Here is a 24,105-nt window from a genome sequence, read left to right on the forward strand (position 1 = left end):
AACGGACATTAGGTTTGAGGCAACAACTCCAAGACCGCGCTTGCTGCCGCACTCAGATTGGGGAGTGTCTGCCGGTCGGTGAGGACAGGCTCGAAGCCTTCCTTAGCGCCTAGGTTGCGGTTCGGCGTAACTACCACCGCACCGGCTTCCTCATCGACGTGCAGCGACTGCGCCGTCGCCATGAACGCCGTGAGGCTGCGGACGCCCGCTGCCTTCAAGAAGGGGTCAAACGAACCCTTCCACTCATGTTGCGACGGATGCGGGACGATGCGACCAGATTGAGCAAGGGCGGACCTAAGCGCGGCCTCGACGGCTTCCCGTTCCGGGGAAGCGCCAAGTGTGCATGGGTCAACTTCCAAGCCAAGGCCGCTTGTGGTGCGAACCATCGGAGCGACGACCACTGTTCCATTCACGCGATAGACCGCCACGGATTTGTCCATGAGGTAACGATAGCTCGGACGCTAATGTCTGCAATGGGTCGGAAGAAGACATTCGTTGCTCGCTGAACGAACGACCGCTTCCTGTGACCCGAATGGGCGCATAGCTGACGCAGCTCGATCACATACGCGCAGACGTTGAGGATGAGCCTGAGACCAGATGAAGGCCGCTGAGCAGCGGCCTTCATCTGACGCTGGCTTCACCGGGGTGCGCTGAATCGGACCCGCGGGCGCCCATCATATGACCATCCGAACGGCGAGAGGAAGCGCCAGTCGGAGGGCTGCCGACGCAGCTCCCGCCAGCACCGATCGAAGATTTCGTGGCCACGCTGGCGCTCCGCCTCGCTCAACTCCAAGGCGGGCAGCGCACGCTTGTCCCGAGGCTGCTTCTTTTCTGCCTTTGACCAATGCTCCCCGTCCCGCAGGAACTCGATCCGCAGGACATGGTAGAGTTGTCGCATGCGCTGCTTCTCCGGTGCATCTCGCTTGTCTTTCTGCGGACGAAGAATGCCGGGCAGGTGGGCGTTGAGCATCGCACGGAGATCATCGCTGGTCTTGGCGTGCCGCGCCAGCTCCGCCAGGTGGCAGGTGCGAGCAACGACGACGGCTAGGCGATCAACGCAGGAAATCCGCGCAAACAGAGCATCGGCATGCTTGCCGGCCCTGCTCTTTCCGCCGGGACTCTTCAGATCGGCTCGATAGCAGCACTGGTAGAAGTCAGCTGCGACTGCCCTTTCTTTCAGTTCCTCAACAAGACAGGCGGCCCGACCGGCGCCGAAGGCTGCGAACATCTCCTTCTCGCTCTTGCGATTGATGAAGCCGAGGCCGACCTCTTTCAGCCGTCGTTCGATACTGTTGATGGTGCGCTTGTCGGTCACTTCGCAGGTCCCGCTTGCAACGTTGGCCTCGTATAGGTCCTTCATCTCGGAAGCGAACTCGTGTTGCTTCAACCGCGGCCGGAAGAGCTGACCGATGGTCACCGGCTTGTCACTGGCCAGGTCCCATACTCCGTCAAGCGGCCTGTGCTTCTGGCGCCAGCCGTAGCAAGCTTGGCGCTGGCCTTCGAAGCCGCTCCAGCAGACGTACGTCCAGGCCGCTGCTTGAACCAAAGCGAGCTCTTCCTCGCGTCCAGCGTCGGCCTCGTCGATGAGGTCAGGGACATCGTCGAGGTCGCCGTGGAAGAGTGCATCGACGATTTCGGCGTGGTCCGCGCTCAGATGGAACAAGTCGTCTGCCAGCGTCTCGGGATCAAACTCTCCGTGCGGCGCCACCTGTCCTACCATGATGTCGATCGCTTCGATGGAGCGGTCGAATAAATCGGCATCCGTTCGCAGCGATCCTGCGTGCCACATCCAGTTGATCCGCTCGGCCATGGCGGGAGCGTTCTTCGGTACGGTAAGGAACCGCACGCGGGGGCACCACAGGTGGACGTTGCTCACATCGCAGAAGTCGGTGGATCCAAGCAGCACCTGTCCGCTCTGCTCAGCTTCGGGAAGCCCCAACAAGGCGTTCAGGTAGTCCTGGCACAACAGCGCTCGCGTCACACTGAGCAAGCTGGTGCCTGCCATCAGCGGCTCGCTGGCGGCGGTCGTGGGTGTCGCAACAACCGCAGCAACACCAAGGGTCTCGCCAGCGCAGGCATTCTGCACGGCTTCAAAGGCGTCGAGATTATACTGGAACACTGGGATACTCCTCTAAACGGTTCTCGAATGAACCTGCTGAGGAGTTCCAAGACGGCTAGAAAGTCGGATGCCGATCACGCTTTGTCAAGCGTTTCGCGATGTTCGAAAAATACGGTGATGATTTCGGACAGCGCCACGAGCTTACCGCTGACTTCCTCGTAATCTCGTCGTACTTGCTCGAGGAAGTCTGCGCGGGACGGGCTGGAGCCGTCCGCAGTTCGCAGCGCGTCGACCTGGGCACTCATGCTCGCCTGCAGCCGTTGCACCTCGCCCAGTAGGTCGAGTGCGGCCAGCGCCTCCGAGAGAAAATCGTGGAGGTTCATGGCTCAGGCCTCCCAGAAGTTGGCAGGCGCGGGCGGCTCGACGAGGAAGCGCGGATTGCCGCCATGGTGGGCAATGAAGTTAAACGCCTCGCCCCGCGTGGCCAGCCTCGGATTCGCGACCCCGAGGATCCGGACGATCTCACCAACCATGTAGTGCTGAGCTTTGGTGATCGACCTTTTGCGCCACCCCGGGCGGTCGAATGCGTCCGACTTCCGAAAGTCGATGATCTCCTTGCGGTAGACCACTTCCAGGCGCTTCCACTGCAGCCACACGCCCTTGGCTCGAGCCCACCCGAGCACGGCCGGTTGGGAGAGCGCATAGCGGAGAGCGTCGATCAAGCGATCGCTGCCCTCTGCGGGCTCATCGGATTCCACCAGGATGGTAGCGAAGGCCTCAAGTGGAATTGAGAGTAGGCCAGTCAGACCAAGGCTGTCGACGTCGAGAGCTTCGTTCACTGCGAAGGCAAAGCCAAGATAGTAGATGAGGTTGTCGCGGCTCGCTTCCTTGTCGCAGCGGCGCTCGCCATATTGATGAATCTCACGCTTCAGCTCGGCAAGCGGCGTGATCGCCGCCTCCTCGTCGAATCCGAACCGGGAGAGCACTGACTTGATCCGGGGATCTGGCTGGAAAGGGACGAACATTCTTCCTCCGAAGCTGTGGAGGAAGTTCAGCTAGAGCATGCCGCGCGCTCGGTTTGCGACCAGGTTGCTTGCTACTTTAAAGTCTTGCCGGGAACGCTGTCGTTGGACCGGCAGGCAGCCGCAGGCCATTTCCAGATCAAGACATTCAATCTAGTCGGTGATCTCGGCCATCGACACTTCTACCCTTTACCCAAGTTCTTCCCAGGGAGCTTGACCAATCCCTGCCGAACAGCGTCGAACAGCTGGTTCTCGGCGCCATCGTCGACGGCCGGGCTCGAAGGCGCTGGAGGTGGCAAGGACGCGCCCAGATCTAATCGCGATGCTACTTCGTCGGGGACACGCTTGGTTGTAGCAGCCGCTGAGCGCCTCTGCAGCTCCAGCGCCGCGATATGGCAGTCAACCATGGCCTTCCGGACGCCATCGAGCGCCATTACGTGCTTGGGAAAGCGGTCCCGGAACTCGGGTAGGACATTCGCTTCGCTATCGAAGAGCGACACTGGCGCGCCTCTAAGCCACGTCAACATTTCCTTTCGTATGCGCTCCTTGTCGCGTCGGACCCGCCGCTTCCAATCGCGTTCTGCCACCATCCGCCGATGGGCTTCACGCAGGGCCTCATCCACGATGTCGGGCAGCGCCGGAGCCTGGCGGAGTGCTTGATACTCCAAGCGCTTCTCAACGGCGAGTTCGGGCTGGCCGCCGTTGTCGCGCACCAGCTCCCAATTTCCTCGCCGAAGCTCAACCGCTAGATTGTACGCCGGCCCGAACCAATCGTCGCTGGCGTGGTCGGCCGGCGTGAATGCGACAAAGTCGAGGACCGATAGGCCCTCAAGCTTGAGCGGGTCCGGGTATTTCTTGCGCAATCCCGCCAGGGCAGGAGAGATGGCTGGCTGCGGCTCGCTCACCACTGGCGGGTGCAAGATCTGCTGTATCTCGGTCCCCAGGGACGTCTGCCGGTTCATGACCGCGGCGACGTGCGCTGCGAGCTGGGCGGTGAGGCGCTTTCGTTCGGCCTCGTCTGCCTCCTGTTGCCGCTTGCGGGCGGTCTTCGCCGGGCCGTCGTGAGCCTCACCCGTGGACGGCACCCCTCGCTTCGCCTGAGCGATCCCGGTGTAGCGAAGCGCCCTGCCTTCCTTTTCCAGGGCATGGTTGAAGGCCGCCGCCGCTTGTTGGCGCAGCCAATCGTATCCAGCGCGAGAATTCAGTTCGGTCGCCTTGCCGGCCTCGAAGCTCCAGGCGAACGGTCCTTCGACGGCGAATGGCCGCGGCGACATGATGATGTGAGCGTGGAAGTTTCGGACGTCCCCTTTGGGATCAGGCCTATGCAGGCTGGCGACATATGGAAGATGAAGAGCATCAAGTCGGAAGCAGAGATCCTCGAGTGCTTGAGCCCGCCCATTGGGGCTTAGCTCGTGCGGCATAGCCACGATCAGATGGCTGTAGACGTTGCCGTCCGCATCGGCCTCGGCCTCAAAGGCTTCGAGTGCGTTCCAGAAGGCGACGATTTGTGCACAGCGGCGATCGTCCACAGAGAATGCGTCTGTTTGGTACAGAGCGTTGGGACCGTCGAACTCCAGAATGTTGCTGAAGCGATTGACGCTCCCGGTCTCCAGAGCCTGATCCCTCAGGATGTACCTGGCCAGGTCAGCCGCCTCACCATGCTCGTAGGCACGGGTCCCTCGTTCCTTGCGGCCGTATCCGCGTGGGATCTTTCGCAGCACGATGTTCTTGAAGCCGTCGACCGCAACGCGGGAGCGCGTCGCGAGCGCGGCCTTCGTCCGCTCCGTCAGCTCGGGCGCCATTCTTGTATATAGGTTGCGTGGGCAGATGGCCGTGACCTTCGGCTGGGCGCTGCTCTTCCAACTCACCCGTACCCGGAGCATCGCTTCCGCCTCCCGCTGGCTCCGGCGGCTTAGATAGCCGATCCGCGCCAGCAAGCGGTCGAGCTCGCGCGCTTCCCGTTCGTCCGCCCGCCTCTTTTTTGCGGTGGCGGTGGCGAGCGCCTTGGCTTCCCGCTCCTCTTGAGTGAGGGCCCGATGGCGCCGCTTCCGCTCAGCCGCCGCCTTCTTCGGGCGACGATCGCTGAGCCAAGCCGCCGAGGCCTTGCTCACCGTAGACTGGACCTGCTCCGGGGTGACCGACCGGTCGCCAATGGTCATCAAGGGGCGTTTCATGCCCTTACGCTCCAACTACACGGAAGAAAGAGGGGTGGTCGAAAAGGATAAAAAGCGCCCTAACGGGCAGGGCGGTTTTTGTCCTTAATTGCGCACCACCCCCCCCTCCTATCCCTTCTTCCCACCACTACAGCTGACTAGCGTCCTTTGCCGCTTCTCAGACCGCCCTCCGCTCGTGATGATCGCTGGTGGATAGCCAAACGGACAGTCGCTAGAGCTTCGCCGCATCGGCGTGATCATAGAAGATCTCGCGGCCTGCGGTTTGTGGAGGAATTTGCTTGTCTGTGACCGGCAGGAAGATGGCGGCGAAAGTCGGGGCGGGGATGACTCTTCGGGATGGGATGCGTGCCATCTTCCCCCGGGGCTACGTCGACCACAAGATCTATCGTGAGCGGCTGAAGGCTGCAGCCGAGGGTCGTGAACAACCGGTGAGGCTGCATGAGTCATGGCGCAATCCGCCCTGCTCGGCTGTTGACCTATTTGCGCTTGCTGGGTCGCTGCTCATGCGCAGCGGCGCCTACCATCATGTCAGCCCGGAGGTTCCTCCGCTCACGCCACGGTCGCTGACGGTTGCCGCTGCAGATCGTGACACCTGGGTACGAGCCGGTGCAGAATGGCGCGGAACTGGAGAGGAGGAACTACCACCGCCGCCCGAGGCGCTGCTGGCCGCGTGGCGCATTCTTCAACGGCACCTCGACGAGCCACTGTTCGTGCCGATCGGACCGGATACGAAGTACCCTTCCTGGTGGCGGGCTGCGCTCTCCCTCTTCTGCATCGCTGACGAAGCGGCGATGGACATAGGCTTCGAAGTCGCCGGGAAGAAATCGGCCCAAGCCGTTTATGTTGAGTTTCCTATCAGGCGCGCGATTGCGAGAGAGCGGATGGCGCCGCGCGGCGCTATTACCTTCTCGCGCGCCGACGCTGACCAGATTTGCATCCTGCCCAAGAGCCGTACGCCGAAGGTCGGCTGCACCATCCGGTCCTTGTCGCACCACCTTGCGCTGCTACCGGGCCGTGGAATGGCGCGAGCCTATTGGCGTTTGGCCCCGTCGCGGAGCGATCAGCAGGAGCCTGCCGCCGAGCGGCCGTTCAACGTCATGGTGGTGCCAACTCCTTATTGCATCCGCGCATCGGCTTTCAGCGGTCACCCGGCCGCGGATGCGAGCTGGGGTTGGTTCGATGTCGAACCCCATTGGTGCGCCAAGAGCGACTACGGGCAGCCGCTGGACGGATTCGGAACGTTCTTGGAGTTCATCGAGGCGCTGCTCGCTAGGGCCGAGGTGGACGTCGGCATTGTACATGCGCTTGTTCTTCCTGAGGTGGCGCTCGGCTCACAGGTTTTCCGGTTGCTGTGCGAGGCGCTGCAGAACAGGCCAGGTCTCGAGTTGCTGGTCTCAGGACTTTTCGACCAGACGGTAGCAGGCAAAGCTGTGCGGAAGGGCAACTTCACCGGTATGGCGCGCTTCTTGCGCTCGCCTTCGGGAACACCAAGCTTCGACGTCTCCATTCGCGAAAAGCATCACCGTTGGCGCATCGAGAAGTCGCAGATCACTAACTATGCTCTGGGTTCGGCGCTCGACGTGAACCGTGGTTGGTGGGAGCGCATCGATATCTTATCGCGCAGCCTTGACGTCATGGTCCTGCGCGGCGGCGCAACGGTGACCACCCTTATCTGCGAAGATCTGGCGCGGAGTGATCCGTGCCAAGAACTCGTGCGCGGGATTGGACCCAATTTCGTAATCTCACTCCTGATGGACGGCCCCCAGATCGCATCACGTTGGCCAGCTCGCTATGCAACCGTGCTCGCCGAGGATCCAGGGTCATCGGTCCTGACCCTGTCCTCGCTTGGCCTGATCCAGCGGAGCAACGACACGGGCCGTTTCCTGCCGTCGCGGCAGATCGGCCTCTTCCAGGACGACACCGGCACGTTGACGGAGATCAACCTTGCCCCAGGCGCGCAGGCAATGTGCCTCACGCTCCAGCCAAGCCGGGTGCGGGAGCGAACGCTCGACGGGCGCCATGATGAGCACGGTGCAGAGTCGTGGAAATTGAGCGGCGTGGTCCCCGTAGGGATCGAGCATCCGAACGAGGACATCATGGCGGGTCGGTGGCCGATCCCGCCGCGATCGGGGGGCTAGTCCTCCTGGACCTCGCCCTCAAGGGCCACTTCATCGTCAGCCATGCGCTCGGCAAGCGCGATGGCAGCAGCCGACATCACGTCGCGCATGTCCTCAAGCGCCACATCGTTCTGCTCGAAGAAGCCGCTACCATATTCGAACATCGTTCACCTCTGACACCCCGATAGCACGGACGGGCTTAACCGCGAGTGGAGAAAATCGTTTCCGAGGCCAATATAGGCTGTCGAACCGCTCTCCTAAAGCAGGGAGCTGCAATAATTCTTCGTTGCGATACCAAGGCCTTACGGGCAACGCTCAACAAGTCCGATAAAATGCGATAGACAAGTCCTATAAGCTCCTATAGCTATAGGACATGGACATCGCTCACGATCTCGACCGGCTCAGGGATGAAGAAGCAGAGCTGGAATTACAGCTGGCGGCTCTCAGGGCCAAGCGGGTCGCGCTGGAGAAGCGGGTCCGGCCAGCTCGGCAGGAATCGACCCGTCCGATCCGCGATTTGGTAGCCGACATGCTCGACGAGGCCGCCACCCCACTCAACTCGCTCATGCTGGCTGGCATCATTCGACCGCTCCACGGCCGGACCGTACCCGCGACCCGGTTCGGAACGCTTTCCAACGATGAGGCCAAATCCTACGATTCCTCCCGGGTTCGTCCCGTCTACCTCTGCCATTGTCTGACGCACGACCAAGGGCGAGCAGTGAAGCGTTTCTGGGCCCGGTCCGACTGGCCGCTTGCGGATCGCATCGTGGGTCCGATGAGTGGCCGGATCCTTTTCCTCCGGGGTGCGGCTTGGGCGATCGATCTCGCGCGACGGGTGGAAGCCGGAGAACTTATTGCGGAACAGCCGGAAGTTCTGCAGTACGTAGCCGCTGACCAGGCGCGCGATGCCGGCCTTTCGGTACGGCGCGGCGAGTTTCCGTACGACGAGTGGCTTAAAGCCATCTCCGGTGCACTCGACCGCCACTCGGATCACGATCGCGTCCTGCGCGAAAAGGCGGCTCTTGAGCTCGCCGCCCGCCTCAATGACCGAGAACTCCTGTTTGGGTCACGCAACGGCCTCGTGTCTCTGCCGGGGTCTTCGCCCTCCTGGAGGAGTGCGATCGATGAGCGTTAAGGGAAGCACGGCACTGGTTCGCCTCGCGGGTAACCCTGAGTGCGAAATCCTCGGCGCGATGGTGCTGCAGGAAGGTTCGGAGAAGCGCTTCTACGAACGGGTCGTAGGCCAGCCCTACGACCGCGAATTTGGCGAGCGTCAGTCGTCAAAGCGGCGTGGTGCCCAGTTCGAGCGCAACGCCTTCGCTGGAGATGCCCGCCTGCTCCGCGAGGCTTTCGCAAACCAGGTGGGTACCACCGCCGACCGGGTGATGGTGCGCAACCTGATGGATGATCATCCGGGCTCGAAAGACGACGCCCGGATCGCGCGGCTGCGCATCACCCGTGATATCCTCGCCGATCGGCTGGCCGGTCGGACGGCACCTGACATCATCGTCCAGCCGCAATTGCTCCTCCCCACTCGGCCGGGTCCAAAGCCCTATTTCTTCATCGCACCCGACCTCCTCGTCTGGACGCCGGAGAGTGGCACCTATCTCCCGGGCGACCTCAAATCGTTCATCGTGCGAGAGAACGAGGTTTCGGCCGGCGACCTCGCTCGGGTCCGCCTGCAGCTCGGAGCCCAGAACCTAGCGCTGCGCCACGAATATCACCGTCTTGACGAGACGGTGATCGTTGCGCCGCTGGGCATGCTCGTCTTCTCCAAACCGAACGGACTCGCTCCTCATGCTCCCCGGGTTGAGGACATCGGCGGCGCCATTGAGGCCGTCCAGATCGGTATTCGGGCGTTCCTGCGCCATCGGCAGCGGGTCGACGAGCTCCGGGCAGGGGCCGAGCCCTACACTGTTGTCGGCGACCTCCAGCCCAGTTTCAAAGATTCGTGCCTGGCTAGCTGCGTCATGGCTCAGTGGTGCCGCCAGCGCGTCGCCGGCACCGCGGCCGACATGGGCGACGTCGCCGGCAGGATGCTGGGCGGAGCCACGATTGATCACCTGCTAGCCCTCATGACGGGCGCGGCGGCACCCATCGACGAACAGCAGCGCATCATCGCCACCGAGCTCCGCGCACTAGGCGGTCGCGATGCAATCGGGAGGGCAGCATGAACGGGTTCGAAGATAGTCTCCACCGGGTGCTGGCACGCAGCCGACGTCAGGCGATTTCGGCCCGGACGTCCAGCCGGCTCTCGCCCGATCCTGACGTCACCATCGGTGTCGCGACAATCAAAATTGTCACTGAGGAGCACATCCAGGCCCTTGCGTTCGGTTCCCTGGACCAGGAGCCAACCATCGTCGTCCGCCTGGATCCGATTGGTCGAGACGTCAGCGATCTGCTGCCTTTCGCGCGCTTCCTTGACGAAAACGTCACCCGAGCGATGAGCGCCGGGGCGCCGCTGCGGGTCTGGATCCCGCATGCTATCACGCTTGAGGCACTTGACGTGCTTGGGCACCGCTACTGGCGCAACAGGACCGCTCAGCACGAGATCGTGCGAATGGGTGAACTGTGCCGTGTGATCGCGCATGAGGCGACCATTCCGGGCCAGCAATTGGTCGCGGACGCAACCGCCCTGCTGCAAGACCACGTGGTCACCGGAATGTCTCCAATTGAGGAGGGGCACCTCGATGCGATCCTTGCCTGGTTCGATCCTTCCGTGCCGGATCCCCTAGTGGAGTCGCGCGAGCGAGTAAGGCTGCCCGCGTCAGGCATCCTACCCAACACGCCCGATCATCCAGAGGACGATCGAATCGATCGACTGCGCAAGGAAGCGAAAGCGGCGAGGGGATCGCGTCGAGCCCGCCTTGAGGCGCAGATCGCCGCCATCCTCAGGCATTGGGTGCGTCGCGAGTGGCAATTACTGGTCGAGGGCCGACAAGCTTTCCTCGGCCTAGGGTTGCCCTCCTCCGGATTAGATGAATTGGTCGCGGACTCGAGCAAGCGGGTCGGCGATGCGCTGGCCAATGGCTTTTATCCGGCTCGCCAGCCGCACCGCTTGGCGGCCGAGCTGGGAACGATGGAGGCTGGTGAAGAGAAGGCTACGTTCGCGGCACTCGAGAACGATCCGATGCTTCGGCAACAGGCGATTCGGGCAGGCGGTGTAGTCGCCGGAGAGGTCGGTGCGGTTCGCCAGCCGCGGCCTGGTTACAACCCATGCTCGATCGATATCCACTCACAGCAGGGTGTGAACCGGCTCCGCCAGGACGACAAAGTCCGCATCCTCGGCACCAATGTCACCGGCGTGGTCCGGGGGCTGTCCTCGATTCCAGGAGGGGTTAGGATCGACCTCGAGATCAAGACCGGAGTGAGGACTCGTCACGTCCTCACAACCGGCGCACCAGTGGAACTCGTCCGTGCCCCGTTCGCGTTCGTAAATTACCGCGCACTGAGCGCGGTCGCAGCGCAGCAGCCATGGGTCTTTTACAGTTCGGCGCCGCCGGTCCTTTCCGCCCGGACACCTCCAGTTATTTCAGCACTTGCCGCCGCGCAGGCCATGAGGCGCCCGTGACCGTCGCACTCCAGCAAGCTCTCGACCAGGCCGACCGGGTCATCGACGAAGCCGTCAGGGAAGCCCTGTTCGGCACCGCGCCCTTGTCGATCACGAAATCGCCACCGGGCGCGGGCAAGACCTTCCTGGTCGAATGTGCCGGGGCAGTGGCCGTCGGTGCTCCTTCGATGCGCGTGGTAGTGGTCACGCCGGGTGTAAGCCAGCTCTACGACATCGCACGACGCTTCATCGAGTACCAGCTTCCCCGCCTCCAGCTTGCTCATGCCACGCACCGAGTTCTGCCAGCGGACCTCGTCGGCCAGATCAACGCGTTCAATGGGTGGGACACGGCGCTTAACCTCGGGCCCGGGATCGTGCTTACGAATGCCCATCTCCTCGCGTCCCATCTCCATCGTTTAGGACCCGGCAGCTTCGACCTAATGATTGTGGACGAGGCCTATCAGCTGTCGGCGTCAGATTTCCTGCCGATCGCCCATCTTGCGACACGGGTGCTGATGGTCGGTGATCCTGGCCAACTCGAGCCGGTCAGCTCGGCCGACACGACCAATCTTGAGGCGGGCGAGCATAAAATTCATTGGTCGGCGCCCGCTTACATCCTCGATCGCTTCCCAAACACGCCGGTGCACGGCCTGCCGGTCACCCGCCGCCTGCTTCCCGACACCGCAGCATTGGTCCAAGCTTCCTTCTATCCGGACCTACCTTTCGAATCGGTTGTGGATCGGGGCGATCGAACCCTCCGGTTCGGCGTTCCTGGCCTGGAACGGGGCATCGACGACGCGCTCGACGCTATCGCCGAGGGGCAGAGCCTGGTCGCGATAACGCTTCCGGGCGCGCCGCCACCCCACGAAGAGGCAGACCGAGAGGTAGCGCGCGTCATGGCCCGGTTGGCCGATCGCATCCTGACACGGCAAGCTGAATGGGTCGGGCGCGGCATTCTGGCCGAAGAGGACATCGGGTGCATCGATCCCCATGTGATCGCTGGCGGCGCCATTAGCGACGAACTGCGGCAACGCGGACGCGGCGGCATCCGGGTCGATACGGTAGAGCGCTGGCAGGGGTTGCAGTTGCCAATTGCAATAGTCCGACACCCCCTCTCAAGGGTCGGAACGCCCACCGCTTTCGATCTTCAGGCGGGGCGTTGGTGTGTTTCCCTGTCACGTCATCAGATCGGGTGCATCGTAGTCGGGCGAGAATCGGTGACGGGCGTCGTCGATGAGTATGTGCACGGCTGCGATACGGTTGCGGCCGGAGCGCGTGACAGCACCTGGGCGGGGTTCGAAGCCCACCGCACCATTTGGAACGCGCTCCTGGCAATGGGTCGCGTCTACCGAATCTGACCCGTCTTTCCTTAAGTGGCTTGGCCGGTGTCGGGTCGTATGGTGGCTAAGTGCTGCGGGGTCGAAGTTGCGCGCACCACTTGCTCGATCCGGTCAGCGGCGTCGCCAAGATCGTCGTGTTCCCATACACGCACAACCAACCAGCCGGCGGCCGCGAGCCTTGCATCGGTGTCACGGTCCCGAGCGACGTTGGCATCGATCTTCTCCCGCCACCAAGCGGCATTGTTCCGAGGCTTCGTACCGTGGACGGGGCAGCCGTGCCAGAAACACCCGTCCAGGAACACGGCAATTCTGCGCCGTGGAAAGGCGATGTCCGCAGTGCGTCGCGACCCCTCAAGAAGGCGTTGATGGACGCGATATCGCAGACCCCGACGATGGAGCTCGGAGCGGAGGGCGAGTTCTCGTGCGTTGTCCCGTTGCCGAGTCCGGGCCATTCGGCGACTGGTACTCGGATCTACCGCTTCCATTTGGTCAGGGCCGACCGAAGGCGTTAACATGGTCTTGCAAGTCGGAGCGGAACTTCGGATCGTAGCGGAGCGAACTAGCAACCAGGCGTGACAAGAAACCCGCGGCGGCTTTGCGCGAGAGAAGGGTGGGCCGCTGTCGTAGGAAGGACGCGAGGTGCTGGCGTGGCCGGCTCACTGGCCACTCCGAAGCGAGAGAACGCCCCCTCCTTCCGCCATGCCCCCAACCGGCCCCCGGCCAACTCCCTTCACTCGGGAGATCGCCGGCGTCCTGCTCTACGAAGTGGCTCCGTTCGGCCGTGAGCCGGGTTGCAATCCATTCGGCCATCGGAACGCTCACCGCATTGCCCACCATCCGCCATCGTCTACGGGCTGCGCGCGGATCGAAGTCCATGAGATCGGTCCAACCCGGCTCGAAGCCCTGCAGGCGTTCGGCGTCCTCAATGGAGGGCGTGGCAATTGTACCTGTTCGGGGGAACCAGATAGCGGGCGGCGAAGGGATGTGGAGTGCCGACCCGCCCTTCAGGGGCGGCACGGCGTCTATGGCCCACCCCAGACCGGTGTTTCCCTCGGTCCAGTAGAACCCGCACGCGTGGTTTCCGCGTTTGAAGGGCGCAGGAGGTCCTTCATCGACTCCTAGGAGCACGGGTCGTGGATCGTGCGCTTTCGACGCAAGCACAACTACGCGGCGTCGGCGCTGCGGCAGCCCGAAAGATCGTGCGTCGATCGTTCGATACGCCCAAGAGAGCCCCATCGATTCAAACTCCTGTGCAAGCAAACGAATTGCTCGCCCTCGATCGAGGCTCAGCATGAAAGGTACGTTCTCGAGCACGATCCACTGCGGAGTGACTGCTTTCTTGCGCAGCAGATCGAAGACCGAGCCGATGAGTCCTGAATTGGGGCCGGAGATTCCGACGCGGCGTCCGACCTGGCTAAGATCCTGGCAGGGGAAGCCCGCTGTCAGGACGTCGCAATCGGGCAGAGCGCTGAGGGCACGCACGTCTTCGGAGATCTCAGCGTCTGCGAAGCGCCGAGAAAGGACATGCCTTGCTGCGGGATCGAATTCGCACAGCATCGAACTGGAATGCCCTGCTCGGCGAAAACCCTCCTCAAGACCCCCGACCCCGGCGAACATGCCGGCGACTCGAAAACCGCAAGTCGTTGACGCCGGCATGGGATCGCGCCGATCCACTCTTAGCGGCTTACTGTCGATGACTTTGAGCGAGGGACGGGGTGCAATCACTGTCTGAAGTTGATGCGGGCTCTGAAGCGGAGTCACGTTGCCATCTCCGGATCCCTCTTCAAGCTACGATAGCTGGTGAGCCACACGTCGACCTCACGAAATGGATCCGGCCGAAGCGCGTAAAATCGACGCTGACCCTCAGGTCGAACCGTGACAAAGCCTGAGTCATGCAAAAGCCGAAGATGGCGTGACACGCCTGATTGATGGACACCGGCCACTCTGACGATGTCGCCGACCTGCTTTTCGCCGTTCCGCAGCGCTGCGACGATACGTCGCCTCGTCGGATCGGCAAGAGCTTCAAAGGCATCCATATACACGTCACTGTATATACATAGACATGCATATTGGTCAGTCAATCTCTAGTTGTGCCGACATAGCTGGGATCGGTTATTGCGCGGGTAGGCCCAACCAAATCCCTGCCGTTAAGCCAGCAAGGTTGGTGGTTTCAGGATCGCGACACTGAAATTGTCCAATGATTTGAGTGCCCGCTTCTGTCGTCTGTGGGGCACCAACGCTGACATACATCGACTGAGTTAACCGCCCTCCCGGCGGCAAGGTCGAGGAGCGCCGTGAGGCGACCCTCTATCGTGATCACCGTTCCCGTTCGGCCTTCGGCCGGCGCAACGGTGACATGATCGATGAGGGCGCGGACTTGCTGGGCAGCGGCGCGGCTAGCGTCCTCCGGCCCGGTCAGCAGCTCTCGCAGGTTAGTAATTCGCCGCCGGTAATCGTCGGCCACTCCTGGATGCAGAGCGATGACCGCGCCGGCGCCGACGTCGGCGATCGCCAGCTCGGCCGCGGCCAGGTCCGCCCGGCTCTTCTCCAGCGCCGAGCGAATCTCGCCGAACTCGGCTCCTCCGTCCGTCACAGCTCGAATAAGGCGGTCGACGTCGCGCTTCGCCTTGTCGCGCCGCCGCTCGGCCCGGGCGCGCTCCTTCGCTTCGGTGCCGGCCCGCTCCTGGGCCGCGCGGCGATATTCCCGAACAACCTCGGCCACGAGATCGGGATCGAGCAGCTGCTCCTGGAGGCCGGCGAGAACGCGCGCCTCGAGGAGATGGGTCTGGATCGTCCGCCCGTTGCCGCAGTCGCCGCGTTCACGCCGGTTGCCGCAGCCCCACTTCTCGGCACCGATGACCACGTAGCGGCCTCCGCAGCTTGCGCAGCGAACCAGGCCGGAGAGCAGGCGCTTCGGCCGGCGCTGCTGCTCTGCTCGCGTCCCGTCGAACCGGGCACGCCTCGCGCTCACGGCCTCCCACAGCTCATCACTGACGATCTGCAGCTCGGGCGCTGGGCGCACCGTCCATTCTTCGGGCGGTCGCGGCCGGATGCGCTTCTTGCGCGTGTCCGGATCCTGAAAGCGCCGGGTGCGATTGAACACCAGGACGCCGCGATAGATGTCGTTCTGCAGGATCCCGTTCCCGCGGACCCGGTCACCGTTGATGCTGGCAGCTGACCATTTGCCGCCAGCTGGCGCCGCCACCCCTTCGCCGTTCAGGCGGCGGGCGATCTCCCGCGGCGAGCGGCCATCGACGAACTCGGCGTATATACGCCGCACGATCGCCGCCTCGTCCGGATCAATCTCGCGCAAGCCATGGATCGGCTCGCCCCGCTCATCGAACCGCGCGACCCTCTGGTACCCGTAGGCTCGCCCGCCAGGGTTGAAGCCGGCGAGGACCCGGCCCGTTTGACCGCGCCGTGTCTTGTCGGCGAGGTCCTTGCGGAACAGCGCCGACATCGTGCCCTTGAGCCCGACGTGCAGCTCACCAACCCAGCCCTCGGAAAGTGTGAAGATCCGGGCGCCGGCGAAGGCCACGCGCTTGAAGATCGCGGCGATGTCTTCCTGGTCGCGCGAGAGCCGGTCGATCGACTCAGCCAAGATCACCGTGCCGGCACCGCGCCCGACCGCTTCGAGAAGGCCGTTAAGCCCAGGGCGGTCCCGCACGCCCCCGCTGATCGCGTAGTCGGTGTGGATGCCGGTGACGGCCCAGCCCTCGCGCTCGGCTGCTTCGCGGCAGATGCGGACCTGGTCCTCGATCGATGCCTCTCGCTGGAGGGTCGTCGAATACCGGGCATAGATCAGGACCTGGTCCATATTAGCGGCGGTCTTCCGCCGTCGGGCGGCTTGTGGTTGGGGCATGCTCGACTCCATGGTTGGACCGAGCAAAGTCACGGGCTTCCATGACCCGGGCAAGGGAGCGCGCGAGCGCGAGCAGTTCGGGCGAGGTCATGGGCGACGCCGCTTCCATTCCTCGAAAGCCACGGCATGGGCGTGGCACAGGTCCTTGCCCGGGCCCGGCGACGTCGTGCAGCGACTGCACAGCGGAGCGTCACAGGTGCCGCTCCGCCGTTCAGGGACCTTCCAGTCACACTCGAGCGTCGCGCGGCGCCCGCACCGGCACCGTCGCCGAGCCCCGCAGACGATTGCCGCACCGCCGCCTGGCAGGCGCATGCTAGAGCAGTTCACAGCGCACCTGTTGCGACACCGCCGAAAGTCCATTCAGGCATGACGGGCGCGAGCCGCACCACTTTGCTGACCTTCGCGCCCGCCTTGATCTGAAGGTGGATTCGTTCTTCGAAGGGCAGGGCGGCGACATGTGCCGCCCAGTCGGCCTTGACCTGGCGAACAGCGTCCTCGTGCGTGCGGCCCGCCCGGATCAGGACACGGTACCGGTCAATGCCCCATCGTTTGCCGGGCAGCGCGGGCGCCACGATTAGCGCTTGCGACTGCAGTCGCTTGCCGCGCCATGGCTTCCGCTGCAATTCCTCGCCCCGAGCGGCGAGCTCCGCCTTCAGCTCATGGAAAACCCGGTACGCTCGACAGCTGCCAACGACGGCTTGCCGCGCCGCACGGCTGACGGGTTCCCCAGCCAGCAGAAGCTCACGGAGCCGGCGAAGGTTATCAGTCGGGATCGCGCGCGCGTGATCTCGGACGACAATCCGGCGACCATCCGCGTCGCAACCGGGAAGCGCCTCCCCTTTCCGGCCAAGCCGGCGAACGAGCTTCTCGCGAATCCGAAGAACGTGCGTTCGAGAGACACCGGTCCTGTCGCTGATCTTCCCGGCGCCAAAGCCCTCAAGGTAGAGCTGCTCGACAGCCTTCCGGTCCGCAGACGAAATCTTTGCACCTGAGTATCGCTCACCACCGCCCGCGGGCGGCAAGGGTGCCAGGCGACGATCGCGCAGCTCCTGCTCATAGAGCCGACGCTCCCGGGTGATCGAGGATGCGGCCAAGCCGAGGCGGACTTGGATGTCTCGGTGCTTGAAGCCCTTTCGGAGCATAAGCCGGAGGCGCTCGCGTCCTGCCGCCAGGATCTTCCTGTTGTGATCCCGTTCGATCGGCCGATGCCCCGCCTCGAGGCATTCCGCGACGAGGACCGCATTGGTCGCGGTCGCCTCGCACATGCCTAGCTGGCGGCTGATTGCCGAGTAGGAGAACCCTTGGCGACGAAGCCTTAGCGCCTCAGCGGCGGAGCTGCGCATTTTACCACGCGGACATGGCCGATGCTCCGTGCGGAGGCCCATCCTGCTCGCCATGATGTAGATCGAGCGCTCAGCTCGGGCAGGTAGCTCAATCGCCGCAGCCTTGAGGCCCCGCTGCACATAAACCGTGCGGAGCACCTGCAGCTCGGCTTCTGACCAGCGGGTCATGAGCCGGCCTTCAATGAATCTGATTGCTGTTGGCGGATTGTTTCGGCTTCCCGGACCCTTGCATTGTGCTTTCTGCCCGTCGACATCGAACGGCCATCCAGCATCTGCAGCACTTCGGGGCCGTGCTCGACGTGAGGAACGCCCTGCTCGTCCACTGTGAGTACGTGAATGTAAGAGGTCAGCCGGGCTTTCATTGCCTCACGCAGAGTTTCGGCCAACCGCGACACGGGCCACGGTCCTTTGCGGTTAGGGACGCAACCGGGTTCTTGGAAAACGAGCCAGAAGCGATGTGCCTCCTCCACCGGAGAGACTTCATCACCGGTCGGGGATGATGGAGGGCGGGTGGCTTCCGCGGCTTGCCAGATGGCAACAAGCAGGGCCTTCAATTTGATCGTGGTGGCGGCGCTCTCTTTCGGCCATGGCCGCGCATCAGGCCCTGCAATCTCCTGCATCGCGTCGGCCATGGCTTCGATCATCGCCTCGCTCGGCAGCGTCTCGTGCTTCTGTGTCATGCGGCTAACCTTCGCGGCTCACGCGCGAGCAGCCGATCCAGATCAGCAAGCTGCCGCTCCGTGGCGGCCAGCTGACGCTGGAGATGAGCAAGCGAGTAGTAGACGCCGGCCAAAGCGAGGTTGATCGCCTCCTCCGCTCGGTCGGCCGAGCGGAAGACAGCGATCTGTGCGGCGTCTCCAGCGCGCTCGGCTGCTTCGGGTGTAATGGCGCTCATTGCAGCGCTCTCCCTTGCGGCCAGCCTCGCCGCGCGCGCAGCGCCGGCAGGACGGCGACCCGACCGCCGACGATCTCGCCGGCGGGGATCACGGTGACGACGCGGATCCGCTCGCGGCCGCGACAAATCAGGCGGGCGCCGCTGGCTAGGCGCACCACATACGCGCCGATCGCGGCGGACGCCTCGATTCCCCTGGCAGCCGCTTCCATCGCAGCTTGTGCCTCGAGGCGGCTCACCGGGGCGACGCGCTCGAGATAGCGATCGATCGCATGATGCGTGACGACGACGGTCATGCCGGCACCGCGGCGGAGGCGAGCGGTGCCGGCGGCAGCCAGTCGAAGAGCGGGCCGTCGAGGAAGGTCAGCTGGACCTCGTCCGGCCACTCCCAAGGCTCACACAGCTGCATCTCGAGCCGGCGGCAGCGTCGATCGAAGTCGAGGTCCTGGTGGCGGCGCTCGGCTATGCGGGTGCGGGCATGAACAACGGTCGAGTGATCGCGGGCGCCGAGCAGGCGACCGATCACCGCGTTGCTGTGATGGGTGTGCCGGTAGGCGAGTGCCATCGCGAGCTGGCGCGCCAGGCAGACCGCCTTGTCTCCGCGGCTGCCCTGCAGCTGGCGGACGCTAAGCCCGAACTCCGTGGCCACAACGGAGCGGATCCGCTCGATTGAGACCGGTGCCGGGCTGGAAAGGAGGACCGTCTTGCGCATCAGTGAAGCCCCAGCGCAGTGCGGTAGGTCTCCAGCAGGGCGTCGGCTTCCTGGCGCGCATGCGCCTCTTGCCTGCGAAGCGCGACGATCTTGCGCATCGTCTTGACGTCGTAGCCGTTCGACTTCGCCTCGGCGTAGACATCCTTGATGTCGTCGCTGATGCCCTTCTTCTCTTCCTCGAGGCGCTCAATGCGCTCGATGAAGAGGCGCAGCTGCTCGGCCGCGACGCTCTCTTCAGCCATCACGATTCTCCTTGCGGTCCAGCGAGCGGCAGACGCGCTCGCCCAGAGTTGTCAGCTCGGCATGGGGCTGGCGGCCGACGATCAGTCCGCGGCGGCGCAGCGCGGCGAGGGTGGTGCCCGGCCCGAAGATGCTGGGCGGCCCAACCAGGCTGAGCTGTCGGCGCGCCAAGGCGCGGCGCTGGGCGGGGCTCAGCACCCCCCCCCCCCCAGTTTTTGGGGGGTTAGCCATGGGCAACGGTCCCAACCTGCTCGTGTGCGTCGCTCGCGCGCTGCATCAGCGCGAGGTCCTGCTCGGCGATGTCGCCCACTTTGGCGAACATCGGGGCGAGTTCGGGGTACCGCCGGCGGTAAGCCTCGGCGCGGCCGGCAAGGCGGACGAATACGGCCAGGATGGCCGCGTTCTGCAGGCGGGCCGGCAGCACGGCGACCTTGATCGAGATCGATCGCATCGCCTCATTGGCCGCAGCAATCGCGATCTCGGTGGCCAGACGGTCATCGGCGTTCATGAGGGTTGCCCCACCAACGCCGCCCGGATTGCGCCGAGCTCGACGATCAGCTCATGCAGCGCTGCCGGATCGAGCAGGAACTGCACGACTTCGTCACGGCCTGGAGGTGGGTTGGCACCAGCGCGGATCTGGATGGCCGCTATGCCGAGTGCGACCTCGTGGCCGATGCGACACCCTCGATGGCGCGACGGCGCGGGGCCGGCGGGCTGGGTCGCGATCGCCCGAGCGCCGCTGGTGCGAGCCTTGGGCGCAGCATGCTGGCAGTCGGGGCAGTAGGCGGTCGAGCCCCGCGCCGGATGGTTCACGCGGATCCAATCTTCCGGCAGCTGGTCGCCAACCAGGAAGACACTGGTCTCGCATCGCTCGCATTGCGCCAGCTTCGCAGGCGGCGCCATGGGCTCGAGCTCGAGAGGGAACGCGACAGCGCCGCGGGCGACAGTCCGGCCGCGCGGGCGAGCGGGACGGGCGGCGTGAGTACCCCAGACCATCAGTGCGCCAGCCCGAACGCGACGAGGACCTGAGGCAGGTACCAGGCGAGCATTCCGTAGAAGCCGATGATGGCAGCCACGAAGACGATCGCGTGAACGCGCAGCCATCGGCGGTCGCGCTCGACGCGGGCAAGGCGGCGCACCGGCGAGGCGCAATTGGTGCAGTCGCACCAGGCCGAGTGGAGCTTCTCGGCGGCGGGATCGATGGGTCCCTGGAACATCAGGATCCTTTCAGGCAGCAGAAAGGCGTCCCCGCAGGCAGGGTGCTCGCGGCGGCGCTGGTTGGTCAGCAGTGCGGTTGGAGGTCTGGCGCCGGCCTAGGGCGGCCCGGTCGAGGCGGGACGGCGGCTCACTGGAGCTGCAGCCCGGCGGCGGTCAGGCTGGCGTCGAGGTCGAGCAGCTGCTCGCCCTGGTGGGTCGCATCGCGCTTGGCGCGCAGCGCCTGCAGAGAGGCAGTGAGGGAGGCGATCGCCTCCTCGATCTCGCGCTCGGCGCCGGCGATCGTCGCCAAGCTCGCGAGCGGGTGGGCGGCGCCCAGCAAGGCGGCAACAGCCTCGCCGCCTTCCTTTGCGCTGGCCGAGGCGCAGGCGAGCAGCACTTCCCGGGTCGGGCATGCAGCCTGCACCGCCGCTTCGACCTGCGTCGCGTAGCAGATGAGGAAAGGCGCGCCGTCCGGCTCGTCTGCCGCCGCGGCGGCGCGATACGCGACGTCGAGATCGCGAGCTTGGGCGAGCGTCACGCAACTGGTGACGTCCGGATCGGACATTGCGCGGACGGTGCGCTCGGCGCGATTGCAGATCCGCGCGACTGCCGACCAGCCAATCCGGCCAGCGACCTTCGTCAGCGCGTTCTCAAAGGTGAGGGCGGCGCGGCGCTTGGTCACGCGACATCCCCCTTCGGCTGCAAAACTGGCCGCCGATCGTCGGCGACGAGATCGCCGCTATCGGATACGAGATCCGCGGGCACAAAGGGGACGCCGTCCTGGAGACCACGGGGGTAAATGTCGGGACGGAGATCGTGGCGCAACACGCCGGTCGCAGCCTCGACTTTGAGCACGTACTCCGCCGGCAAATCCCGCTTTGCTTGTAGGAGCTGATTGATGTTGCCCGGTGTACAGCCGCAAATTCGTGCCAAGGCGCTCTGCCCCCCAGCTCGGGTGACCGCGAGGTCAAAAGCCTCAAACGATGTGAGATGCTCAGCTTCCACGAGTCGGCAAGTTATAGCCGTCTATAAGAGCTGTCAACGAACTATTATAGAAGCCTCACAGGCGCTCGCTATCATGACCTCATGGCTGGGGGCGACGATCTGATAGCGCAGCGCGTTCGTGAAGCGATGTCCGGAGCGGATCTGGACCAGTCCGCTTTGGCACGTCGCCTTGGCGTGACGCCGGGAGCGATCAACCAGATCGTGTCCGGCCGGACACGCCAGTCTCGGCTGCTCCCCGACATCGCCCGCGAGCTCAACGTCAGCTTGGAATGGCTGAAGGGGCGTTCAGCTACCCCACAAATAGAGTTCTCCGCGGGCGATATTGCGGACCAACTCGATGCGGTCCTGATCCCCGAAGTGCAGGTCGGCCTATCGATGGGCGGCGGGTCTGCAGTCGAAGACTGGCCTTTGGTGCAGATGGTGCCCTTCAGCCGCAGCTGGCTCCAGACCTTGACCCGAAGCGCACCGGACCAGTTGATGGTCGCACGCGGCGAGGGTGACTCCATGATGCCGACGATCCTCGATGGCGACTTGGCGATCATCGATCGCGCGCAGAACACGCCGCGGCAGCAAGATCGAATCTGGGCGCTCACCTACGGGGGCTGGGGCATGATCAAACGCCTACGCGCGCTGCCCGACGGCAATCTGCAGATCAACAGCGACAACCAGGCCGTGTCGCCGATCACCGCCTATGAAGGCGAAGCGCAGATCATCGGCCGAGTGGTGGGCTTGGTGCGGCGAATTTGACGAAGTGTCCCGCTGCGCGCCTCTCCCGCCCGTGTTTGTGGTCCTGGACCTGGAAACTACAGGGCTGCGCTGCTCCCACCATGAGATCATCGAAATGGCGGCGATAAAGGTCGAGGTTGGCAAGGACCGCCATGCCGCATTTCATTCGCTGGTCGTGCCGAGCAAGCGAGTGTCCGCTCGCATAACGCAGCTAACCGGGCTCAACCGGGACATGCTGGTTCGCGACGGAAAGGCCTTGGCCGCCGTCGTCCCATCGTTCCTCTCGTTCTGCGAGAAGCTTCCACTGGTCGCCTTCAATGCGCCCTTCGACAGGATGTTCATCGAAGCAGCGTGCGAACGGCTCGGTCACACGGCCCCATCGGCCAGCCGGTGGAAGTGCGCCCTTCAACTAGCTCGGCGGGCGTGGCCTTATCGCAAGAGCCACAAGCTGACCTCGCTTGCCGCCGACGCAGGCTTAAGCATCGCGGGTGCGCACCGCGCCCTGGTCGACTGCCAGAACACCGCGCATATCTTCGCTCTGGCCACGAGGGTGCTGACCGGCGCATAGAGCTGCCGTGGGGCCGCGAAGCGTGATGTTCACGCTATATTCCAGTTCATTTCTCCTGTGTTACTGTCGTGTCATGGCAGTACGCGTCCGGGAGAACATTGAGCCGCAGCGGCTGTCGCCGACGATGTCGAGCCGCAAGTTGCAGGCGCTCGACTGGATCAAGCGCTACTTCGCTCGCTGGGGCCATTCGCCAACGCAGGGCGAGCTCGCGGCGGCGCTTGGCATCAGCGGCAAGCGCGCCAATGACCTAGTGCATGCCCTCGCTCGCGACAAGATGATCGAGCATGTCGCCGGCGCCGCGCGCGGCATCCGCCTTATAGAGCGAGGCGAGGAGCTCAGCGAGGCTGACGTCTTGATCCGCCTGGCTGCCATGGGATGGACGATCGGCGCCGGCGGCACGCTGATCCAGGCAGCGGGCGTGATGCAGCCAGACCCAGGGCCGGTGGCGTCAATGCTCGAGCGTTTAGCGGCGCTGGATGCACCGGCCTTAACGGAAAAGGGACTGTCGGACCTGCCCCTGCTCGATCATGACCCTCTCGGCGATCGGGACGAGGAACAGGATGGCACGACAGCGAAAGCGAGCAGCGGCAGCTGCTGACCAACCCACGGCACGAGCCATCGAGCTTCATCAGCGCTGGGCTCGTCGCCACCCTGAGATGGCGGCTGCGCAGCGCGCGCTGCGAAAGGGCCGAGTTGAAACGGTCGCCCGCTGGAAGCACAAGAACGAGGGCACGCCGGAGACGCACGAGCACGCCAGCCATCGCCGACAGGGTGCACTTGCTCGGCTGTTTCAGAGCGGCGGCATCGATGCGGAGCAGCTCGGCAGTGCGATGGAGATCGCCGCAGTGGCCGAGCGCATCGGCGGCGAGGTTGCCGTGAAGACCGCAAGTCTAGAGACACGCGTCGACGTCACGCACATGGGCGATGGCGCGTTCTACGAGCGGCTCGGGCAGGTGCGGCGCGAGATGGCGTACACGCGCTGGCGGGGCGCGCTGCAGCGCTCCGGGTGCCAGGTGGCCGCAGTCCTCGACATGATCATCGGGGAGCCGCTCGGGATCACTGCGGCAGCCAAGCGATACCGGATCCATCATCGTACCGCTCGGACGATGCTGATTACGGCGCTCGACCTGTGGCCGATCATGCTTCGGGAAATCTGCCGCGAGGTTGACCAGCGCGAGCTGACGCGGGCGCACCAGCGGCTCGCCGGCTAGGCGGCCCTCCCCGGAATCCGTTAAGGTAACAAGTTCGGGGCTGCCAATTGGGCCACGTAGATGGGCAAAACGACCCCGCCACAGCTG

31 protein-coding genes are annotated in these 24,105 nt (G+C 64.3%); 9 read left to right on the forward strand and 22 right to left on the reverse strand.

From position 1 onward, the window contains the following. Positions 1–8 precede the first annotated feature (8 nt). From HMF7854_RS04205 to HMF7854_RS04235, 5 genes are all read right to left on the reverse strand, one after another. Complete coding sequence (locus HMF7854_RS04205) at positions 9–440, reverse strand: hypothetical protein (RefSeq protein WP_126717949.1); 432 nt, start codon at positions 438–440, stop codon at positions 9–11. Positions 441–637: 197 nt separating this feature from the next. Then, positions 638–2,119 carry a hypothetical protein gene (locus HMF7854_RS15995; RefSeq protein WP_239016833.1) on the reverse strand — a complete coding sequence of 494 codons (1,482 nt, stop codon included), beginning with the start codon at positions 2,117–2,119 and terminating at the stop codon, positions 638–640. Between the two features lie 74 nt (positions 2,120–2,193). Then, complete coding sequence (locus HMF7854_RS04225) at positions 2,194–2,442, reverse strand: hypothetical protein (RefSeq protein WP_126717953.1); 249 nt, start codon at positions 2,440–2,442, stop codon at positions 2,194–2,196. Positions 2,443–2,445: 3 nt separating this feature from the next. After that, entirely contained in the window at positions 2,446–3,084 is a 639-nt protein-coding gene (locus HMF7854_RS04230; protein WP_126717954.1) for a hypothetical protein, read from the reverse strand. 179 nt (positions 3,085–3,263) lie between these two features. After that, entirely contained in the window at positions 3,264–5,255 is a 1,992-nt protein-coding gene (locus tag HMF7854_RS04235) for a MobA/MobL family protein (RefSeq protein WP_126717955.1), read from the reverse strand. 341 nt (positions 5,256–5,596) lie between these two features. On the opposite strand from HMF7854_RS04235, the gene HMF7854_RS04240 reads away from it, so the two are divergent. Continuing rightward, positions 5,597–7,393, forward strand: coding sequence for a hypothetical protein (locus HMF7854_RS04240; protein ID WP_126717956.1), 1,797 nt, complete (start codon positions 5,597–5,599; stop codon positions 7,391–7,393). Here HMF7854_RS04240 and HMF7854_RS15670 read toward each other — a convergent pair. Continuing rightward, positions 7,390–7,536: a hypothetical protein gene (locus HMF7854_RS15670; RefSeq protein WP_185829147.1), complete on the reverse strand. Its 147-nt coding sequence runs from the start codon at positions 7,534–7,536 to the stop codon at positions 7,390–7,392. The genes HMF7854_RS04240 and HMF7854_RS15670 overlap by 4 nt on opposite strands. Positions 7,537–7,745: 209 nt before the next feature. Between HMF7854_RS15670 and HMF7854_RS04245 the strand changes: the two genes are divergently transcribed. The 4 genes from HMF7854_RS04245 to HMF7854_RS04260 are packed head-to-tail and all read left to right on the forward strand — an operon-like array spanning position 7,746 to position 12,280. Then, on the forward strand, positions 7,746–8,507 hold the full coding sequence (locus HMF7854_RS04245) for a hypothetical protein (RefSeq protein WP_126717957.1): 762 nt from the start codon (positions 7,746–7,748) through the stop codon (positions 8,505–8,507). Continuing rightward, a complete protein-coding gene (locus HMF7854_RS04250; protein WP_126717958.1) occupies positions 8,497–9,546 on the forward strand; it encodes a hypothetical protein in 1,050 nt (349 codons plus the stop codon). The genes HMF7854_RS04245 and HMF7854_RS04250 overlap by 11 nt, the downstream gene beginning before the upstream one ends. Next, entirely contained in the window at positions 9,543–10,943 is a 1,401-nt protein-coding gene (locus tag HMF7854_RS04255) for a hypothetical protein (protein WP_126717959.1), read from the forward strand. The genes HMF7854_RS04250 and HMF7854_RS04255 overlap by 4 nt, the downstream gene beginning before the upstream one ends. Beyond that, the gene (locus HMF7854_RS04260; protein ID WP_185829148.1) at positions 10,940–12,280 is read left to right on the forward strand and encodes an AAA family ATPase; all 1,341 of its coding nucleotides are present in this window, start codon (positions 10,940–10,942) and stop codon (positions 12,278–12,280) included. Before HMF7854_RS04255 ends, HMF7854_RS04260 begins: the two co-directional genes overlap by 4 nt. 11 nt (positions 12,281–12,291) lie before the next feature. Here the strand turns inward: HMF7854_RS04260 and HMF7854_RS16245 are convergent, their stop codons facing one another. From HMF7854_RS16245 to HMF7854_RS04340, 16 genes are all read right to left on the reverse strand, one after another. After that, positions 12,292–12,777: a very short patch repair endonuclease gene (locus HMF7854_RS16245; protein ID WP_420822358.1), complete on the reverse strand. Its 486-nt coding sequence runs from the start codon at positions 12,775–12,777 to the stop codon at positions 12,292–12,294. Beyond that, positions 12,752–13,918 (reverse strand): DNA cytosine methyltransferase, encoded by a 1,167-nt coding sequence (locus HMF7854_RS04270; RefSeq protein ID WP_126717962.1) that lies wholly within the window; start codon positions 13,916–13,918, stop codon positions 12,752–12,754. The genes HMF7854_RS16245 and HMF7854_RS04270 overlap by 26 nt, the downstream gene beginning before the upstream one ends. Before the next feature lie 101 nt (positions 13,919–14,019). Continuing rightward, on the reverse strand, positions 14,020–14,298 hold the full coding sequence (locus HMF7854_RS04275; protein WP_185829149.1) for an ArsR/SmtB family transcription factor: 279 nt from the start codon (positions 14,296–14,298) through the stop codon (positions 14,020–14,022). 134 nt (positions 14,299–14,432) lie between these two features. After that, the gene (locus HMF7854_RS04280) at positions 14,433–16,079 is read right to left on the reverse strand and encodes a recombinase family protein (RefSeq protein ID WP_239016834.1); all 1,647 of its coding nucleotides are present in this window, start codon (positions 16,077–16,079) and stop codon (positions 14,433–14,435) included. Positions 16,080–16,447: 368 nt separating this feature from the next. Beyond that, entirely contained in the window at positions 16,448–17,635 is a 1,188-nt protein-coding gene (locus tag HMF7854_RS04285) for a hypothetical protein (RefSeq protein ID WP_126717965.1), read from the reverse strand. Beyond that, complete coding sequence (locus HMF7854_RS04290; RefSeq protein WP_126717966.1) at positions 17,632–18,147, reverse strand: hypothetical protein; 516 nt, start codon at positions 18,145–18,147, stop codon at positions 17,632–17,634. The genes HMF7854_RS04285 and HMF7854_RS04290 overlap by 4 nt, the downstream gene beginning before the upstream one ends. Further along, positions 18,144–18,362: a hypothetical protein gene (locus HMF7854_RS04295; protein ID WP_126717967.1), complete on the reverse strand. Its 219-nt coding sequence runs from the start codon at positions 18,360–18,362 to the stop codon at positions 18,144–18,146. The genes HMF7854_RS04290 and HMF7854_RS04295 overlap by 4 nt, the downstream gene beginning before the upstream one ends. Further along, positions 18,359–18,655, reverse strand: a complete 297-nt coding sequence (locus HMF7854_RS04300; RefSeq protein ID WP_126717968.1) for a hypothetical protein — start codon at positions 18,653–18,655, stop codon at positions 18,359–18,361. The genes HMF7854_RS04295 and HMF7854_RS04300 overlap by 4 nt, the downstream gene beginning before the upstream one ends. Beyond that, positions 18,652–19,071, reverse strand: coding sequence for a helix-turn-helix domain-containing protein (locus HMF7854_RS04305; protein ID WP_126717969.1), 420 nt, complete (start codon positions 19,069–19,071; stop codon positions 18,652–18,654). Before HMF7854_RS04305 ends, HMF7854_RS04300 begins: the two co-directional genes overlap by 4 nt. Further along, the gene (locus HMF7854_RS04310) at positions 19,071–19,313 is read right to left on the reverse strand and encodes a DUF2312 domain-containing protein (protein ID WP_126717970.1); all 243 of its coding nucleotides are present in this window, start codon (positions 19,311–19,313) and stop codon (positions 19,071–19,073) included. Before HMF7854_RS04310 ends, HMF7854_RS04305 begins: the two co-directional genes overlap by 1 nt. Beyond that, on the reverse strand, positions 19,306–19,509 hold the full coding sequence (locus tag HMF7854_RS04315; protein WP_126717971.1) for a hypothetical protein: 204 nt from the start codon (positions 19,507–19,509) through the stop codon (positions 19,306–19,308). The genes HMF7854_RS04310 and HMF7854_RS04315 overlap by 8 nt, the downstream gene beginning before the upstream one ends. Before the next feature lie 25 nt (positions 19,510–19,534). Beyond that, complete coding sequence (locus tag HMF7854_RS04320) at positions 19,535–19,819, reverse strand: hypothetical protein (RefSeq protein ID WP_126717972.1); 285 nt, start codon at positions 19,817–19,819, stop codon at positions 19,535–19,537. Beyond that, positions 19,816–20,214 (reverse strand): hypothetical protein, encoded by a 399-nt coding sequence (locus HMF7854_RS04325; RefSeq protein WP_126717973.1) that lies wholly within the window; start codon positions 20,212–20,214, stop codon positions 19,816–19,818. The genes HMF7854_RS04320 and HMF7854_RS04325 overlap by 4 nt, the downstream gene beginning before the upstream one ends. Positions 20,215–20,306: 92 nt before the next feature. After that, the gene (locus HMF7854_RS04330) at positions 20,307–20,528 is read right to left on the reverse strand and encodes a hypothetical protein (protein ID WP_126717974.1); all 222 of its coding nucleotides are present in this window, start codon (positions 20,526–20,528) and stop codon (positions 20,307–20,309) included. Positions 20,529–20,656: 128 nt separating this feature from the next. Continuing rightward, positions 20,657–21,190: a hypothetical protein gene (locus HMF7854_RS15675; protein ID WP_185829150.1), complete on the reverse strand. Its 534-nt coding sequence runs from the start codon at positions 21,188–21,190 to the stop codon at positions 20,657–20,659. Continuing rightward, complete coding sequence (locus tag HMF7854_RS04340) at positions 21,187–21,513, reverse strand: transcriptional regulator (protein ID WP_126717975.1); 327 nt, start codon at positions 21,511–21,513, stop codon at positions 21,187–21,189. The genes HMF7854_RS15675 and HMF7854_RS04340 overlap by 4 nt, the downstream gene beginning before the upstream one ends. A gap of 81 nt (positions 21,514–21,594) precedes the next feature. On the opposite strand from HMF7854_RS04340, the gene HMF7854_RS04345 reads away from it, so the two are divergent. From HMF7854_RS04345 to HMF7854_RS04360, 4 genes are all read left to right on the forward strand, one after another. Then, positions 21,595–22,260, forward strand: a complete 666-nt coding sequence (locus HMF7854_RS04345) for an XRE family transcriptional regulator (protein WP_126717976.1) — start codon at positions 21,595–21,597, stop codon at positions 22,258–22,260. A 31-nt stretch (positions 22,261–22,291) separates the two neighbouring features. After that, positions 22,292–22,807 (forward strand): 3'-5' exonuclease, encoded by a 516-nt coding sequence (locus HMF7854_RS04350; protein WP_185829151.1) that lies wholly within the window; start codon positions 22,292–22,294, stop codon positions 22,805–22,807. A gap of 73 nt (positions 22,808–22,880) precedes the next feature. Then, positions 22,881–23,405, forward strand: a complete 525-nt coding sequence (locus HMF7854_RS04355; RefSeq protein ID WP_185829152.1) for a LexA family protein — start codon at positions 22,881–22,883, stop codon at positions 23,403–23,405. 58 nt (positions 23,406–23,463) lie between these two features. After that, positions 23,464–24,018: a hypothetical protein gene (locus HMF7854_RS04360; protein ID WP_126717979.1), complete on the forward strand. Its 555-nt coding sequence runs from the start codon at positions 23,464–23,466 to the stop codon at positions 24,016–24,018. Positions 24,019–24,105 lie beyond the last annotated feature (87 nt).

The organism is Sphingomonas ginkgonis, assembly GCF_003970925.1.
Taxonomy (GTDB): domain Bacteria; phylum Pseudomonadota; class Alphaproteobacteria; order Sphingomonadales; family Sphingomonadaceae; genus Sphingomicrobium; species Sphingomicrobium ginkgonis.

Excerpts from the sequence above, each read along its gene's own strand:
- HMF7854_RS04205 (WP_126717949.1), bottom strand. The coding sequence starts at position 440 with ATGGACAAATCCGTGGCGGTCTATCGCGTGAATGGAACAGTGGTCGTC.
- HMF7854_RS04225 (WP_126717953.1), bottom strand. The coding sequence starts at position 2,442 with ATGAACCTCCACGATTTTCTCTCGGAGGCGCTGGCCGCACTCGACCTA.
- HMF7854_RS04230 (WP_126717954.1), bottom strand. The coding sequence starts at position 3,084 with ATGTTCGTCCCTTTCCAGCCAGATCCCCGGATCAAGTCAGTGCTCTCC.
- HMF7854_RS04235 (WP_126717955.1), bottom strand. The coding sequence starts at position 5,255 with ATGAAACGCCCCTTGATGACCATTGGCGACCGGTCGGTCACCCCGGAG.
- HMF7854_RS04240 (WP_126717956.1), top strand. The coding sequence starts at position 5,597 with ATGCGTGCCATCTTCCCCCGGGGCTACGTCGACCACAAGATCTATCGT.
- HMF7854_RS15670 (WP_185829147.1), bottom strand. The coding sequence starts at position 7,536 with ATGTTCGAATATGGTAGCGGCTTCTTCGAGCAGAACGATGTGGCGCTT.
- HMF7854_RS04245 (WP_126717957.1), top strand. The coding sequence starts at position 7,746 with ATGGACATCGCTCACGATCTCGACCGGCTCAGGGATGAAGAAGCAGAG.
- HMF7854_RS04250 (WP_126717958.1), top strand. The coding sequence starts at position 8,497 with ATGAGCGTTAAGGGAAGCACGGCACTGGTTCGCCTCGCGGGTAACCCT.
- HMF7854_RS04255 (WP_126717959.1), top strand. The coding sequence starts at position 9,543 with ATGAACGGGTTCGAAGATAGTCTCCACCGGGTGCTGGCACGCAGCCGA.
- HMF7854_RS16245 (WP_420822358.1), bottom strand. The coding sequence starts at position 12,777 with ATGTTAACGCCTTCGGTCGGCCCTGACCAAATGGAAGCGGTAGATCCG.
- HMF7854_RS04270 (WP_126717962.1), bottom strand. The coding sequence starts at position 13,918 with ATGCCGGCGTCAACGACTTGCGGTTTTCGAGTCGCCGGCATGTTCGCC.
- HMF7854_RS04275 (WP_185829149.1), bottom strand. The coding sequence starts at position 14,298 with ATGGATGCCTTTGAAGCTCTTGCCGATCCGACGAGGCGACGTATCGTC.
- HMF7854_RS04280 (WP_239016834.1), bottom strand. The coding sequence starts at position 16,079 with ATGGACCAGGTCCTGATCTATGCCCGGTATTCGACGACCCTCCAGCGA.
- HMF7854_RS04285 (WP_126717965.1), bottom strand. The coding sequence starts at position 17,635 with ATGACCCGCTGGTCAGAAGCCGAGCTGCAGGTGCTCCGCACGGTTTAT.
- HMF7854_RS04290 (WP_126717966.1), bottom strand. The coding sequence starts at position 18,147 with ATGACACAGAAGCACGAGACGCTGCCGAGCGAGGCGATGATCGAAGCC.
- HMF7854_RS04295 (WP_126717967.1), bottom strand. The coding sequence starts at position 18,362 with ATGAGCGCCATTACACCCGAAGCAGCCGAGCGCGCTGGAGACGCCGCA.
- HMF7854_RS04300 (WP_126717968.1), bottom strand. The coding sequence starts at position 18,655 with ATGACCGTCGTCGTCACGCATCATGCGATCGATCGCTATCTCGAGCGC.
- HMF7854_RS04305 (WP_126717969.1), bottom strand. The coding sequence starts at position 19,071 with ATGCGCAAGACGGTCCTCCTTTCCAGCCCGGCACCGGTCTCAATCGAG.
- HMF7854_RS04310 (WP_126717970.1), bottom strand. The coding sequence starts at position 19,313 with ATGGCTGAAGAGAGCGTCGCGGCCGAGCAGCTGCGCCTCTTCATCGAG.
- HMF7854_RS04320 (WP_126717972.1), bottom strand. The coding sequence starts at position 19,819 with ATGAACGCCGATGACCGTCTGGCCACCGAGATCGCGATTGCTGCGGCC.
- HMF7854_RS04325 (WP_126717973.1), bottom strand. The coding sequence starts at position 20,214 with ATGGCGCCGCCTGCGAAGCTGGCGCAATGCGAGCGATGCGAGACCAGT.
- HMF7854_RS04330 (WP_126717974.1), bottom strand. The coding sequence starts at position 20,528 with ATGTTCCAGGGACCCATCGATCCCGCCGCCGAGAAGCTCCACTCGGCC.
- HMF7854_RS04345 (WP_126717976.1), top strand. The coding sequence starts at position 21,595 with ATGGCTGGGGGCGACGATCTGATAGCGCAGCGCGTTCGTGAAGCGATG.
- HMF7854_RS04355 (WP_185829152.1), top strand. The coding sequence starts at position 22,881 with ATGGCAGTACGCGTCCGGGAGAACATTGAGCCGCAGCGGCTGTCGCCG.
- HMF7854_RS04360 (WP_126717979.1), top strand. The coding sequence starts at position 23,464 with ATGGCGGCTGCGCAGCGCGCGCTGCGAAAGGGCCGAGTTGAAACGGTC.